Annotated in this window: 12 protein-coding genes; 1 reads left to right on the top strand and 11 read right to left on the bottom strand. The window is 62.4% G+C overall.

Translation table 11 applies throughout. The features are described from left to right. Positions 1 to 30: 30 nt before the first annotated feature. Genes mdcH through AC07V0_RS12355 form a run of 9 tightly spaced genes read right to left on the bottom strand, consistent with a single transcriptional unit; the run spans position 31 to position 7,074 of the window. Positions 31 to 942: a malonate decarboxylase subunit epsilon gene (gene mdcH, locus AC07V0_RS12395; protein WP_086944415.1), complete on the bottom strand. Its 912-nt coding sequence runs from the start codon at positions 940 to 942 to the stop codon at positions 31 to 33. Further along, positions 939 to 1,559: a malonate decarboxylase holo-ACP synthase gene (locus AC07V0_RS12390; RefSeq protein ID WP_086944414.1), complete on the bottom strand. Its 621-nt coding sequence runs from the start codon at positions 1,557 to 1,559 to the stop codon at positions 939 to 941. The genes mdcH and AC07V0_RS12390 overlap by 4 nt, the downstream gene beginning before the upstream one ends. Beyond that, positions 1,553 to 2,356: a biotin-independent malonate decarboxylase subunit gamma gene (gene mdcE, locus AC07V0_RS12385; protein WP_019650241.1), complete on the bottom strand. Its 804-nt coding sequence runs from the start codon at positions 2,354 to 2,356 to the stop codon at positions 1,553 to 1,555. The genes AC07V0_RS12390 and mdcE overlap by 7 nt, the downstream gene beginning before the upstream one ends. Beyond that, a complete protein-coding gene (locus tag AC07V0_RS12380; protein ID WP_086944413.1) occupies positions 2,353 to 3,216 on the bottom strand; it encodes a biotin-independent malonate decarboxylase subunit beta in 864 nt (287 codons plus the stop codon). Before AC07V0_RS12380 ends, mdcE begins: the two co-directional genes overlap by 4 nt. Further along, the gene (locus AC07V0_RS12375; protein WP_007941972.1) at positions 3,209 to 3,508 is read right to left on the bottom strand and encodes a malonate decarboxylase subunit delta; all 300 of its coding nucleotides are present in this window, start codon (positions 3,506 to 3,508) and stop codon (positions 3,209 to 3,211) included. The genes AC07V0_RS12380 and AC07V0_RS12375 overlap by 8 nt, the downstream gene beginning before the upstream one ends. Beyond that, positions 3,508 to 4,383, bottom strand: a complete 876-nt coding sequence (locus tag AC07V0_RS12370; RefSeq protein WP_086944412.1) for a triphosphoribosyl-dephospho-CoA synthase — start codon at positions 4,381 to 4,383, stop codon at positions 3,508 to 3,510. The genes AC07V0_RS12375 and AC07V0_RS12370 overlap by 1 nt, the downstream gene beginning before the upstream one ends. After that, positions 4,383 to 6,053 (bottom strand): malonate decarboxylase subunit alpha, encoded by a 1,671-nt coding sequence (gene mdcA / locus AC07V0_RS12365; RefSeq protein WP_019580630.1) that lies wholly within the window; start codon positions 6,051 to 6,053, stop codon positions 4,383 to 4,385. Before mdcA ends, AC07V0_RS12370 begins: the two co-directional genes overlap by 1 nt. Before the next feature lie 30 nt (positions 6,054 to 6,083). Continuing rightward, entirely contained in the window at positions 6,084 to 6,482 is a 399-nt protein-coding gene (locus AC07V0_RS12360) for a hypothetical protein (RefSeq protein WP_086944411.1), read from the bottom strand. Continuing rightward, positions 6,445 to 7,074: a nucleotidyltransferase domain-containing protein gene (locus AC07V0_RS12355; RefSeq protein WP_026331824.1), complete on the bottom strand. Its 630-nt coding sequence runs from the start codon at positions 7,072 to 7,074 to the stop codon at positions 6,445 to 6,447. Before AC07V0_RS12355 ends, AC07V0_RS12360 begins: the two co-directional genes overlap by 38 nt. A gap of 590 nt (positions 7,075 to 7,664) precedes the next feature. Here AC07V0_RS12355 and AC07V0_RS12350 point away from each other — a divergent pair. Continuing rightward, on the top strand, positions 7,665 to 8,042 hold the full coding sequence (locus AC07V0_RS12350) for a DUF6124 family protein (protein WP_086944410.1): 378 nt from the start codon (positions 7,665 to 7,667) through the stop codon (positions 8,040 to 8,042). Between the two features lie 153 nt (positions 8,043 to 8,195). Here AC07V0_RS12350 and AC07V0_RS12345 read toward each other — a convergent pair whose 3' ends face one another. Both AC07V0_RS12345 and AC07V0_RS12340 read right to left on the bottom strand, forming a co-directional pair. Beyond that, complete coding sequence (locus tag AC07V0_RS12345; RefSeq protein WP_086944409.1) at positions 8,196 to 8,651, bottom strand: chemotaxis protein CheW; 456 nt, start codon at positions 8,649 to 8,651, stop codon at positions 8,196 to 8,198. Next, entirely contained in the window at positions 8,644 to 14,547 is a 5,904-nt protein-coding gene (locus AC07V0_RS12340) for an Hpt domain-containing protein (RefSeq protein WP_086944408.1), read from the bottom strand. Before AC07V0_RS12340 ends, AC07V0_RS12345 begins: the two co-directional genes overlap by 8 nt. Positions 14,548 to 14,558: the final 11 nt, after the last annotated feature.

The raw sequence follows: 14,558 nt of genomic DNA, 5'->3' as shown, positions 1-14,558 counted from the left end.
TTTTTGTAGTTCGCAACCTGAGTCGGTGATCTAGGGTTGGCGGCTTCCCTCCTCACGCAACAGCGCCTGCAAGGTATCGAGCCGTGCACCGTCGTAGGCAATCACGGTGCCCTGCTCGAACACCCGGCGCGCCAGCCCGGTCAACACCGCACCGGGCGGCAGTTCGATCTGTAAACGCACGCCGCGCTCGTAAGCGCTTTGCACCGTACCGCGCCAATCGACGACGCGGCACATGTTGAACGCCAGGTCGTCGCGCAAGGCATCCGTGTTGATGACGGGCCGGGCTCGACTGCCGCTCAGGTAACCCAGGGTCGGCGTTTTCAATTGCACCTTGGCGAAGGCTTCGGCCAGAGTTTTCGCCGGTGTTTCCAGCAGCGGGCAATGGGACGGCACGCTGACCGCCAGACGCTTGGCCAGACCGGCGCCACGGCTGCGCGCCAGGTCGGCAACTGCTTTCATCGCCGAATCACTGCCAGCAATCACCACCTGGTTATCGGCGTTGATGTTGGCCAGGTAAACCGGTGTATCAACACTGTGAACCTGCGCCAGCAACCCTTCCACCGTCGCCAATTCCAGACCGATGATCGCGGTCATGCCGTAGCCCTGAGGATAAGCCTGCTGCATCAGCTCACCGCGCAGGCTGACCAGATGCAGCGCATCACTGAAACTCAAGGCGCCCGCAACCACCGCCGCCGGGTAGGCACCGATGGACAGTCCCGCCACGTAATCCGGTGCCATTGATAACTGACGCGAAGCGGCGACGCCGGCAATCAGCAGGCACAGCTGAACCGCCCTTGTCGACTGCAACGCCTCGGCAGAATCGAGCAGCAAGACGTCTTCGCCAAGCACCTCGCTGGCCTCGATCAGCGTTTCCCAAGGTAAACGATGGAGCATGCCCGGCTGCTGCGCGCCCTGGCCGGGGAACACCAGCAAGCTGCTCACGCTGCTTGCTCCTGCGGGTTCCAGGGATCGTTGACCAAACACGCTTCATGGGCGTTTTTGAGTAGAACCCGTTGCGACGGGCTAGCCCATTCGCGCAGGGCGACAGCGCCATTCGGCGCCTGCAATTGCATGTCCACCAAACACTCGGCGCTGCCGAGAAGCATCATCAATGCCCGCGCTTGAGTACGGCTCAACGGCTGCGGTGTACGCAGGATCAAGTCGAGGTCGCTGCGCTCATGGAGCGCCGTAAAACCGCTGGCCAATTCGAACCCGGCGCTGCCGCTGACACCCCACACCCAACCGCAGGCGTCGAGCATCGGCCGCAGTTGCGCCAGCGCTCGCAGGGCCGGCAGGTCGCGAGTCGACTCTGCATGGCAAAGGTCTTCCGGCCTTACCCGATTCGAAATCACCGCGATCGCCATCGACGTTGCATAACGCTGCTCGCGCAAGCGCCCACGCACCCCGACCGCGATCTGATCCGGCGCGGTGATCGCGCGCCGGACTACCACCGGCTGACCCGCGCTGATCGACTCGACCACCCACGCAGGTGCATCCGCCGGCAACTGCTCCAGGGTCATCCCCCAAAGCAGGTCGTGGGCCAGAAACGTGTTCACCACTGCGCTCTCAGCAGTTGACGAACCTTGCTCGACGCTGCGCGGTTACTCGCGCCCAAGCGGCTGCTCAGATCGCGACCGCTGGCAGCGACATCGCCAATCGCCTGGCTCAGGCACTCCGTCACGCGAGCCAGATCCGCCGTCGTCGGCTGCTCGATCTGCTCCACCGACAAGGTTTCCCAGAGCAAGCCCAGGCTGGCATAGCTGTCGATGTCATAGGCCATCGGCGGCACGCTGGCGGCCAACGCCTCCAGCTCTTCGACACTGCGCAACGTCACCCGCGCCGCCGACGCCTTGCCCATCGCATGCACCATCACCCCCGGATCGCGCAACGCAATCAGCCGGTTGGCCTGATACCCGTGAGCCAGAAACGCCCCGGACATCGCCTTGCCCACCAGCAAACCGATCACCGCATGGCCGGCCAGTCGGGCGCGGGCATAACTGTCCGCCGCACCGGCCAGGGCCTGATGAATGCCAAGGGCTTCTTCGCGCCGACCGTAAGCCTGACTCGGCACATCGACGATGGCGATCAAGGCGCGTTTGTGCGCTTTGTCAGCATCAGCGGTGATGACGTCATCCACCGCCTTGGCCAACCCCCAGCCTTCCAGCAGCCCGACCTCGCCATTGCGCGCACGAACGAACCGGTTGTCAGGATCAGCCACCACAGCGATGAAGCGAACGGGCCGGTCACCCAAGACGCCGTCAGCCACTTTCAATGAAGCCGGCAAACCCTCCACCGGTTTTGCGCCTGCACTCAAGGCGTTGAACCAGTTCAGGCCTCTGAGGGAATACGTGCTCATGAGCGCTCTCCTTGATACAGATCGCGAACCACTGACGGCTCGATTTGCGGTGCGGCGTCCAGACGAGCCAGCCGTTGCAGGTACAACTCGGCCTGACGACTGCGCTGCTGCGCTGGCAAACCGCGCTTGAGCAATTGGCTGACCTGTTGTTGCACCTGCGCCACATCGTCGGCAACAAAACTATCCACCAAACCGCTGGCGAAACGCTGCTCGCCACCGGTCAGGCTCCAGATGAAAGGACGATCCCGGGAGTCGTATTCCTCAAGCCCGGCTTCCTGTTCGATCACTTGCGGACCGTTCAGGCCCAGGCGCGCCTCCTGGGTCACCAGCAAATAGCTGCACAGCCCGGCAGCAATCGACATCCCGCCAAAGCAGCCGACGCTGCCAGCGACCACGCCAACCACGGGTTGGTACTGGCGCAGATCGACGATCGCCGCATGAATATCGGCAATCGCCGCCAGCCCGAGATTGGCTTCCTGCAAACGCACGCCGCCGGTTTCCAGCAGCAACACGGCACGGGTGGGAATGCCTTTGCGGTTATCCTCGGCGGCCAGTTCCAGCGCACCGGCAATCTTCGCCCCGCCGACTTCACCCAGGCTGCCGCCCTGAAACGCGCCTTCGATGGCCGCGATCACCACCGGCAAACCGCCAATGCTGCCCTTGGCGATCACCACCCCGTCATCGGCTTGCGGCACCACGCCCTGGCGCGACAGCCAGGGCGACATGACGCGCTGAAACGGGTCGAGCAATTCGCGGAAGGTGCCGGCATCGAGCAGCGCTTTTGCCCGTTGCCGGGCACCGAGTTCGACGAAGCTCTGCCTTTCAAGGAATGGGTTGAGAAGCGCTGCGCTGTCAGTCATGACCGATCTCCTCAAAGCCCTGTTCCAGACGCAAGCGCACTACACCGGGGGTGGCGCCGAAATCGTGGATATCGATCGCCATCGCGGGCGGTGTCTGGCCATCGAACATCCGTGCGAACAGATGCTGCCAGCGTTGTTCACTGCCATTGACCGAGGTCTGCACCTGGATCGTCAACTTGCCCGCCAGCCCTGGTTCGATCAGCACTTCCAGATCGCCCGAGCCCACACAGCCCACCAGCGCCCTGCCCCGTGGCGGCTGCCCGGCGGGGAATTCAAAGGATAAGGTTTCCATCAAAACGCTCCCTGGGAGATGCCGTCGCGCGACTCAATGCGGTCGATGAACAGGCAGGCTGCGAGCAAGTCCGCAGCGCCACCGGGCGAGGCATTCAACGCGATTAATTGTTGGTCCAGCTCATGCAAACGACGGCGACCGGCGAGGCTGGCGCTGCCGCCGGCATCGAGCACGGCTTGCGCGCCGAGTTGCATGGTGTGCAGGCCTTGTTCGCCTGCGCGGTAAAGGACGCAGGTGTCGGCCAGTGTCGTCATGATCGCCAGCAGAGCATCGAGCCGGGCGTTCTGTTCGCCATGGCCTGCAGCACGGCTGCGTTTTAGTTGCGGCAAACCACGGTGCAGCACCGCCGGGAAACCAAGCTGCGCCTCTTCACGGGCACCGCGAACGCCGTAGCGTTGGGCGACCTGGGCACCGTGGCTTAAAGGACGTGGCGAGTAACGGTCGTCGAGTAAGGCCAGGCGTGCAGCGCGCAAAGCGATTGAGCTTGCGGCACAGGATTCAGGTTCCAGCGCGGCGGCAGTGACCAGAAGCCCCAAGGCCCAGATCGCCCCACGATGGGTGTTCACACCGCCTGTAGTAGCGAGCATCACTTGCTCGCCTTCACGACCAATGCACCCGACAGCTTCACGCAGGGGCAGGCCGACTTCACCGAACTCGATGGCCGCGTCCGCCATTGCCTTGAACGCCGGCCACAGGGACAACGCCGAAGCGTGCATCAGCCCAAGGTGCAAATCGGTGTGCGCACCATTGCCGCGACGGTCCACCAGCGCCGGTTTCGGCGACAGGTCCGCTTCGTCGATCAGCGCGTCCACCGCCAGGTCCGCCAGCCGTTCGGCCAGGGTTAACGTTTTCGGTTGCAGGTTGAATGCGTGCATTACCAGCTCCTGAACTTGGCGGGCGGGTTGTAGAGGCCACCGGACCATTCCACCAGATCGGCCACGCTTTTCGCTGCGAGCAGTTCGCGAGTGGCGTCGGTGCGGCGGATGCCGAGGTCTTCGGGCAAGGCGATCAGCCCTTCGCGGCGCATGCGCGCGGTGTCTTTGGGGTTGTGGCGCAAGCCGATGGCGGTCACCCCGGCGACGGCAGCGATCATCGCCTGGCGTTCCTCGAGGGAACGGGCCTTGTACAGATAGGCGATGCCTTCTTCGGTGAGCAGGTGGGTGACGTCGTCGCCATAGATCATGATCGGCGCCAGCGGCATGCCGCTTTTCTTCGCCACCTCCACCGCGTCGAGGGTTTCGACGAAGGTCGGTTTGCCGCCCTCCTGGAAGGTCTCGACCATTTGCACCACGAGTTTCTTGCCGCGTTCGAGCATCGGCTCGGCCACGTCGGTGTGGCGCATGTCGAGCCAGGCGGGTGTGCCGTGACGACGCCCGCGCGGGTCGTGCCCCATGTTCGGCGCGCCACCGAAACCGGCCAGGCGACCGCGAGTCACTGTCGAAGAATGACCGTCGCCATCGACTTGCAGGGTCGCGCCGATGAACAGGTCCACCGCGTATTGCCCGGCGAGCTGACTGAACATCCGGTTGGAGCGCAGGGAGCCATCGCGGCCGGTGAAGAACACATCAGGCCGGGCGGCGATGTAGTTTTCCATGCCCAGTTCGGTGCCGAAGCAATGCACGCTTTCGACCCAGCCACTTTCGATGGCCGGAATCAGGGTTGGGTGCGGATTGAGCGTCCAGTTGCGGCAGATCTTGCCCTTCAAGCCGAGGGATTCGCCGTAGGTCGGCAGGATCAATTCGATGGCGGCGGTGTTGAAGCCGATGCCGTGGTTCAGCGACTGAACATTGTGTTTTTCGTAGATCCCGCGGATCGCCATCATCGCCATCAACACGTGCACAGGCTTGATGTGCCGTGGGTCGCGGGTGAACAACGGCTCGATGTAGAACGGCTTGTCCGCCACCACCACGAAGTCGACCCAGGAGGCGGGGATATCCACGCGAGGCAGGTCGCTGACATCGTCCACCAGTTGATTGACCTGGACGATGACGATGCCGTCACTGAAGGCCGCCGGTTCGATCAACGCGGGCGTGTCTTCGGTGCTTGGGCCGGTGTAGATGTTGCCGGCGCGGTCGGCCATGAAACCGGCCGAGAGCACGACGTTGGGGATCAGGTCCACCACCAGCCGCGCATAGAGTTCGATGTAGGTGTGGATCGCGCCGATTTCCAGCAAACCGTCTTCGAGCAACTGGCTGATGCGCAGGCTCTGGGTACCGGCGAACGAGAAATCGAGCTTGCGCGCGATGCCGCGTTCGAACAGATCCAGGTGCTCGGAGCGCCCGACGCTGGGCATGATCATGTGCAAATCATGCAGCTTGCCCGGATCGGCCTTGGCCAGGGAGCGGGAAAGGAAATCCGCCTGCTTCTGGTTATTGCCCTCCAGCACCACACGGTCGCCGGGCAGAATCAACGCCTCCAGCGCTGCCACGATCTTGTCGGTGGGCAACACCACACCGTCGGCAAGCCCCTTCACCAATTCGAGACGCCGCTGCTTTTCGCTGCGCCGCCGCGTCCATCGCGAGTCGGGGGATATTGTTGTTGTCATGACCACTCCACGGGTTCGCTGTCGTGGGAGTCACCTTAGGAGTGTTGGGTGGGGGGCATCAATCAAGCAGAGAGACGGATCATTACGCTGACCGTAATGATCGAACACCGCCAGGTTTCGTCGCTCATGACACAGGGCGAATAGCCGAACCTGTACTTTGCCAATATCAGCGGTATGAACCAGGCACTGAAACACCAGATAGCGTTTGTCTGAACGGTAGCCGCACAAACGAAGAGCCGTCAGTGCAAGGGCATGGGCAGCGTTGTATGCCAGGTCGAAACGACTCGCGAAGGAAAGTGAAGACGTTTGGGCGTCCTTCAATCGATCCACAGCCGAACGCATCAGCCCTTCGCATTCCTTGCGATCCGGCGGCTCAGCTTTCAGTCCACCACTACGTAACAGGTTTTCCAGGTTCTCGTTGCTGCCCATCCTTGGACTCCAAAGGGTTTGCCCCCATCAGATTGATCTTGTCCTGCTGCGCTACCCGCACGACAAAACTATTTTCAGCCGCCAGTTTTGCGGCCCAGTCGTCGGGGGTGTAGAGCGTCGGGTTGAGGACGCGGCCCAACTGCTCCTCCATTGGTATAAGCCGCTCCATCACTTCACTGTAGTGCAGGCCCTCGCCGATCAGCATGAGATCAATGTCACTGGATGCGTTTGCCTGATCCTTGGCGATAGAGCCGTACACAAATGCCCAGGTGATCTGTTCGGCAAAGGGTTGAAGCGCCTGACGCAGAGGCTCGGTAATACCAAAGGTTTTGCGGGCAATGCCCAGCAGTTCGGCATAGATCGGGCAGTCGGGATTGGCTTGATAGTGGGTCTGGTTGCCCTGACGGGTCATGGTCAGCACGCCTGCCCGCTGCAACCGATCCAGCTCGCGCATGAGGCTGCCTTTACCCACTTGAGCCCAGCGGGCGATCTCGTTGGCGTAAAAACTTCGGTCGGGTTTACCAAACAGCAGGCCGAGCACTTTTTGCTGGGTGGTGGTGAACAAGGCTTCACTCAATGACAGGTTTTTCACGGCAACGACCGATAAGTCCCAAAAAAGGAACGATAGGTCCCTTTTTGGGAATCTTCAACCTAATGCAGAAACCTTTGTGGCGAGGGGGCTTGCCCCCGTTCGGCTGCGAAGCAGTCGTAAAACCATTGTTCTCGGTGTACCTGATACACCTCGATTGCAGGTTTTGGGGCTGCTTCGCAACCCAGCGGGAGCAAGCTCCCTCGCCACAGAAAGGTCCGACCGCTTGGGGTTTTGTGTTTAAAGGTATGTCAGCAGGAACGGTGTGAGGCTACACAGTCGTGCGTCGCTGCCTACAGCAATGCCGGAAGCCGCTGACTGGTGAGGTTTTGCGTTGATCTTTATCGTTTGTGTGTCGCTGACAACCTCAGCGACCGGGACTGGAAACCCCGATGAGTTACTGGCGCCAAAGCGCCCTTCATAACGTATGCTTGCGCACCTTTCAAAGTGTGCACTCCGTTATGGCGGCTGTGCGCGGGAGACCTTCGGGTCGACCGGGTTGCCGTACCCCGGGTTTCCAGCCTGCGTACAGCTGTCACCCCTTCGTCTTGGAAACCGAATGGGCCAGCTCCAACCCTATACGGTGATTCACTATGTTCAAAGCTACTCCCAATCCCCCGGAAACCGGCGTCGATTCCCAAGCATCCCTCGATGCAGAAAAAATGAAGGAAGCCGCCGACCGCGCCTTCTCCCATTACTTCCCTCCGCTCCACGAAAAACCGGCCAAACGCCGCAAACTCCGCCTCTTCAGCGTCTCCCCCGACATCGACACCGAAGCCCTTCTGGCCAATGCCTCCGAAGACCTGCTGTCCATCAGCGCCATTGCTGCCGATCTCGCGGACGATGTGGAAGGCTCACGCCGCTCTGTAGCCTTGGCGCTCAGCCGTTTGGCCGATGGCGTGCAGTTGTTGGTGGAGCGGGTGCTGGATCATCATGAGTCGTTGCAGATGAAGGCTCGGGCCGGGGTTTAACGCACCACCCCCTGTGGCGAGGGGGCTTGCCCCCGTTGGGTTGCGAAGCAGCCCCAAAACCTGCAACCGAGCTGTATCAGGTAAACCGAGAACAATGGTTTTACGACTGCTGCGCAGCCGAACGGGGGCAAGCCCCCTCGCCACAGGGTCCGGTCAGACCAGACCCGCATTCACAAGCAGGTCTTCCAGCGCGAGCAAGTCAGGCACCTTGGCCACTTGCTCCCCCACCTGCACCGCCGCCTTCTCCAGCGAACACAACGGCACGTCAACATAACTCAACTGACTGTCGAGCTTGTAAGAACGCGGAATCCCCTGCACCAGCAGCGCAATGAACTTCAACTCAGGCCGCCCGCCAAGGGCATTGAGGATGACGATCCGCGCCCGCTCGCCGATCACCACTTTGCTGCCACATGCCGACTCAAAACTGAGTAACGGAATCTGCCGTTCCCGCCACGTCACCCGCCCCAAGTACCACGCAGGGGTGTCGAGGTCGAAGGCGCCGGGTTGGTAATCGATGAGTTCGGCGACGGCGACGTTGGGCAGGATCAGGTTGCGGTCGGCCAGGGGCAGCAGCAAACCGGTGAGGTTGCTGGAGCGGTGCTCATGCATGGGTTTTGCTCCAGCGGGCGATGCTGTCGAGCAGCACCGATTCCTGATACGGCTTGCCGAGGTAGTCGTTGACGCCGATGGCCATGGCGCGGTCGCGGTGTTTTTGACCCGTGCGGGAGGTGATCATGATGATCGGCAGATGCTGCAAGCGTTCGTCGGCGCGCACTTGGGTCGCCACTTCGAAGCCGTCCATGCGTGGCATTTCGATGTCCAGCAGCATCAGGTCGGGCATGTGTTCTTCCAGCAGTAGCATGGCGTCGACACCGTCCTTGGCGGTCAGTACGTTCATGCCGTGGCGCTCCAGCAGACGGCTGGTGACCTTGCGCACGGTGACCGAATCATCGACCACCAGCACCAGCAACGGCCGTTGCGCCTCGGGCTCGACGTCCTGTGTCACCGGTCGTTGCGGCACCTGCGCTTGCATCGCGCGGATCGGCGCCAGCAAGTCGAGAATCAGCACCACCCGACCATCGCCGAGAATCGTCGCACCGGACAAACCCTGCACTGCGGCAAATTGCGGGCCGAGGCTTTTGACCACGATTTCCCGGGTGCCGGCCATGGCGTCCACCTGCACCGCAACGTGCCGTTCGTTGCACTGCACCAGCAATACCGGCAACGGCAGGCTCTGGCCCAGCAGTTTCGGGCGGGTACTGGTTTTCAGCAGATCGCCGAGGTAGCACAGCTCATAGCGTTGCCCGGCGTATTCGTAGCTCGGTGGATCGAGCCGGTAATGCCCTTCGAGTTCGTTGGGCAGCACGCGAACGATGCCATCGATGGTGTTCAGCGGGATCGCGTATTGATCCTCCCCGCACTGCACCATCAGCGCGCGGTTGACCGACACGGTGAACGGCAGGCGAATCCGGAAATGCACGCCCTGCCCCGACGTCGAGTCGATGCTCATGGTCCCGCCGAGCTGCCGGACTTCTTCGTGAACCACGTCCATGCCGACGCCACGCCCGGAGATCTGGGTGATTTTCTCGGCGGTGGAAAACCCCGGTTGCAGGATGAATTGCAGCACGTCGCGGTCGCTGATGTCGCTGTCCGGGGCGAGCAAGCCGCGCTTGATCGCCTTGCGCCGCACGGCGTCCAGCGGCACGCCGGCACCGTCGTCGCAGATGTCGAAAATGATGTCGCCACCCTCTCGCGACAAGTCGAGGGTGATCTTGCCTTGAGCCGGTTTCCCGGCCGCGATCCGTACCTCGGCCGATTCCAGCCCATGGTCGACGGCGTTGCGCAGCATGTGTTCCAGCGGCGCGGCCATGCGCTCGAGGACGTTGCGGTCCATCTCGCCTTCGGCGTTGCCAACGATGAACTCCACATCCTTGCCCAGTTCGCTGGAAACCTGACGCACGATGCGTTTCAAACGCGGCAGCATTCGTTCGAACGGCACCATGCGCGTGCGCATCAGGCCTTCCTGCAATTCGGTGTTGATGCGGCCCTGCTGTTGCAGCAGGTTTTCCGCATCCTGATTGCGCCGGTCGAGGGTTTCCTTGAGGTCAAGCAGGTCGGAGGCGGACTCGAACAATGCCCGCGACAGCTGTTGCAACTGCGAGTGACGGTCCATCTCCAGCGGGTCGAACTCTTCATAACCCAGGCGCTCGGCCTCGACTTGCTGACGGCTGAGAATCCGCCCCTGGGTTTCGGTATCGAGGCGGCGCAACTGGTCGCGCATGCGCTCGATGGTGGTTTCCATTTCGCTCAGGGCCACCCGTGCATCGTTGACCTGTTGTTCGATACGGCCACGGAAGATCGAAGTCTCCCCGGCCAGGTTGACCAGATCGTCGAGCAACTCCGCCGAGACCTTGACCGTGTCGGCGCCTTCGGGTTGCAACGCGGCTGGCTCGGCTTTGGGCGCTGCGGGCATCGCCGCCGGTGTCGGTGTTTCCGGCACCGCCGGGTGGCTGAAATTCTTGATCGCCTCGATCAGCTGATCGGCCGGTGGAAGTGGCTGACCGGCGCGGGTGGCGTCGAGCATCTGCGCCAGTCGGTCATGGCTGCTTTGCAACAGCGTGAACAGCGCCGCGGTCGGTTGCAGCGCGCCAGCGGACAAGCCTTCGTAGAGGAATTCCAGCTCATGGGCCAGGTCGCCGATCGTCGCGATTTCCACCATTCGCGCGCCACCCTTGAGGGTATGCAGGTCGCGCAGCAGGGTTTCCACTTCCTGACGATTCGAAGGCTCGGCCTGCCAGCGCAACAGCGCCGCGCCGGAGTTTTCGATGATGTCGAAACCTTCTTCGAGGAAGATGTCCAGAAGCTCGGGATCATGCCCCGGCGAGTCGTTGCTGGCCGCCGGTTCGATCACCTCGGCACTGCCGGCATTACCCAGACGAAACTCACGAATGGCCTCGATCAATTCGCCCGGATCGCCCAACGGACGGTTGTGCTGCAACTGTTCGAGGAACACGGCCAGTCGGTCATGGCTCTGTTGCAGCAACTGCGCCAGCGCTTCGCTGTGGCTGTAACGGCGGTCCACCAGGCCTTCGTAAAGGCTTTCCAGTTCATGGGCCAGATCGCCGACCGGCTCGACCTCGGCCATCCGCGCACCGCCCTTGAGGGTGTGCAAATCGCGCTGTAAAGACAGTAGCGGCGCGGCGTTTTCCGGGTCGCTCAACCAGCGTTGCAAGGCCTGGCCGGCGCTTTCAAGGATATCCACCGCTTCCTCAAGAAAGATCGAAACGATTTCGTCGTCCAGATCCACCTCAGTCGCGGCCTGCTCCAGCTCGGCCGTGGCGCTGCCCAGTTCTCGAATACTCAGGGTGCGGCTGCCATCACTGCGAATCAGGCCCATGGCGGATGGGTCGAGACTCTCATCCAGCAAGTCGCGCAAGGCCCGCACCCGCTGCGGTTGCGCAGTGACTTCCTGGCCGGCAGCCAGTTCATCGAGCATGTTGATCAGCGCTTCGTGGGCACTTTGTGCTTCGTGGAAGAACCTGTCGCTGACCGCCAGGCTGCTTTCTTCCACAGCGCCATAGAGATCGAGCAAGGCTTCACAGAGTTCATCCACCGGATGCAGGTCGGCCAGGTGCGCGCCTTCGCCGAGTGTCGTCAATTCGTCCAGCAGTGCGCTGAGTTCCTGGCGCTCGCCGGGATGCTGCTGCCAGCGCTGCAACAGGCTTTCGGCGTCCAGCAGGATGTCCATGCCCTGGGCGAGGAAGTTGTTGATCAGTTGCGGGTCGCGTTTGATCCGCAGCCCCGTGCCGGGCGCGCTCGACAGACTTTGCAAATGTTCGGCCAGCAATGTCCGGGTGCGTTCAATCAACGAACGGGCGCCGGGGATTTCGGCCAGCGGGTCGCTCTTGAGCTGTCGCAGCCCCAGGCGGAACAAGCCTTCGGCTTCCAGCAGCAACTCGACTTCGTCCAGGTCGAGGGCAATCCGGTGCGCCTTGTACTCCCGGGCCAGTTGATCCAGCGACGCCGCCAGCTCGGCAATCGGCAGCACGCCGGCCATCGACGCGCTGCCCTTGAGGGTGTGCAAGGCTCGCTGCAACTCGTCGCTGGCCTGCAGCGGTACGTGCTCGGCGGCCTGATCGAGGAAGCGATTGAGGCTGTTCAAATGGGTTTCGGCTTCGTTGCGGAAGATCTCCAGCAACAGCGGATCGAGCGCCGCGACATCCTGCGCGTCCTCATCGGACAGCGGTTCATAACCCTTGGCGAGGGCATGGGCGCGGGCGGCCAATTGATCGACATCGTTGCGCTGGCGCTGGGCGTTGGCGGCGAACTCGGCCACCAGTTCCGGCAGCAACTTCAGCGCGTCGCCCACCAGTTGCTGCACTGCAGGCAAAGGTGCAACGCTGTGTTCAAGCACGCGGTTGAGCAGGTTTTCCACCGCCCAGGCCAGCTCGCCCAGCACCAACGCGCGGACCATCCGGCCACTGCCCTTGAGGGTGTGGAAGGCGCGGCGTAATTCACTCAAAACCGATGTGCTGTCGGGATTGGCCGACCAGCGCGGCAGGTACTCCTGGAGGATTTCCAGAACTTCGTCGGTTTCTTCGAGGAAGACTTCCCGCAGTTCATCGTCCACCGGTTGTTCATCGGCGGGCGGCGGCAACAGACTACCGGGCATCGTCAGTGCCGGCGGGTTGACGGACGACACCGGGCTGGCCAGTACATCGGCCAACGACTGGACGGTTTCGGGGTCGTCCAGCTCCTGCATGTCCTGCATCACCAGGGCTTCACTGGGGCTGAGCACATCCTCAAGCTTCGGCACGTGCTGTTCGCTGGGGAAACAGCCGAGTGCGGCCAGGCCTTTTTCCGCAACGTCGAGCAGTTGTTCACCGGGCGCTTCGGGGTCGTCGCTGAGACGCTCCAGGTAATACTCGATGCTGGTGATGACGTCAGCCAGGCTGTCCAGTTGCTGCCAGCCGGGCTGCCCCGGGTCCACCAATAGATGCTCGCGGATGAAACCGTTACAGGCCTCGACCAGGCTCGCCGCGCGGGCCAACGGAATCATCGCCAGCGCACCGCGCACTTGGGTCAGCAATGCCGGCAACGGTTGCAAATGCTGACGGTCCCAGTCGGCGTCGATGTAGTCGACGATCATGTCCTTGGCCTGCTGCAGGCAGATGCGCGCTTCCTTGATCACGATCTGGTGGATCTGCGTCAGGTCGGTGGTCGGCAGACGGCTGTCTTCCTGGCTTTCCGGCTCCACGGTGCCGACCATGCCGGCCAGGGTCGCTTCGACGTAGAGCAAGGCCCCGGCGACGTCCATGAGGGTCGCGTCGTTAGGTTCGCGCTGGCCCTGGGCGAGGCTCAGCACCACCGCCAGTTGATCGATGATGACCTTGCGCGGCTGGCCGAAACCGAGCACCGCCAGGGTGTCGGCGATTTGCCGCAGGGGCGCCAGCAGGCTTTCGAGGTCCGAGGTGTGCTGGCGGTCGCTGCGCACGAACAGGTCCAGGCGCTCCTTGACCCGCACCAGCTCTTCGCACAACGCCGCCAATACCGAACGCATGGCATCGCGATCAGGGCCGGCCAGCCTCGCCCGTTCTTCATCGACCATCGCACTGTCGGGTAGCGCGTCGTCCAGTGAGTAGCGATCTTTCATGGTCAGCATCTGCCCGGTGGGGTGTTCGGCCTTGGCAATATAGAACAACAAACTCTTGAGCAGCTCTGGCGGTGCCGGTTGATTGATCGCGGGCATGCCTTGCTCGAGCAGACGCTTGAGCTCTTTGTCGGCGTCCTTGAACAGACTGCGCAACGCGGGGCTGTTGGCAATCGAGCCATTGCGCATGCCTTCGACCAGCGCCGAAGCGACGTGCCATAACGGGCTCAGCGGCGCATTGCCGCACAGCCCTTCAAGGCGTGCAAAAACCCTGGCCAGGTAAGCCAAGTGGGTTTCGTCATCCTGCTCGCGCAGCAAGCCGACCAGCGCCATCTGCAGCATTTGCCGCAACTTGCGCAGCACATCCGGCAAGTCGGACGGCTCCAGCAGCGCCAGGGCTTCTTCGCTCAGGGGCGGCAGTTCCGGCAGTTGCGGGCTGAACAGGCTGGTTTCCGACAACAGGCTTTCGCCACGGGCACTGCGCAGGTCGTTGATCAGCGGCAACACCACCAGCGGCAGGTCACGCCGGGCGCCTTGCACCCGGTCGAGGTAAGTCGGCAATTGCCCCAGGGCATGCAGCAGCAAACGAATGGCCTCGTCGCGATGGCTGACGCGGTTCTGCTGCAAGGCGCAGGTCAGTTGCTCGATCTCTTCGGCGAGCAGCGCCGCGCCGTAGAACTCGACCATCTGCAAACTGCCGTGCACCTGATGGACACAGGCCAGACACTCACTCAGCGCGTGCGTCGCCTGCGGGTCGTCGATCAGGGTTTCTATCGCCCGATGAGCCTGCTTCAGCGTTTCGGCAATCTCGCCTTTGACCCATTCGAGGGCCACATAGTCGTGCCGATCACCCATAACTACTCCAA

This window comes from Pseudomonas sp. GW821-FHT01E10 (genome assembly GCF_059422365.1).
This window is presented reverse-complemented; position numbering and strand designations above follow the sequence as displayed.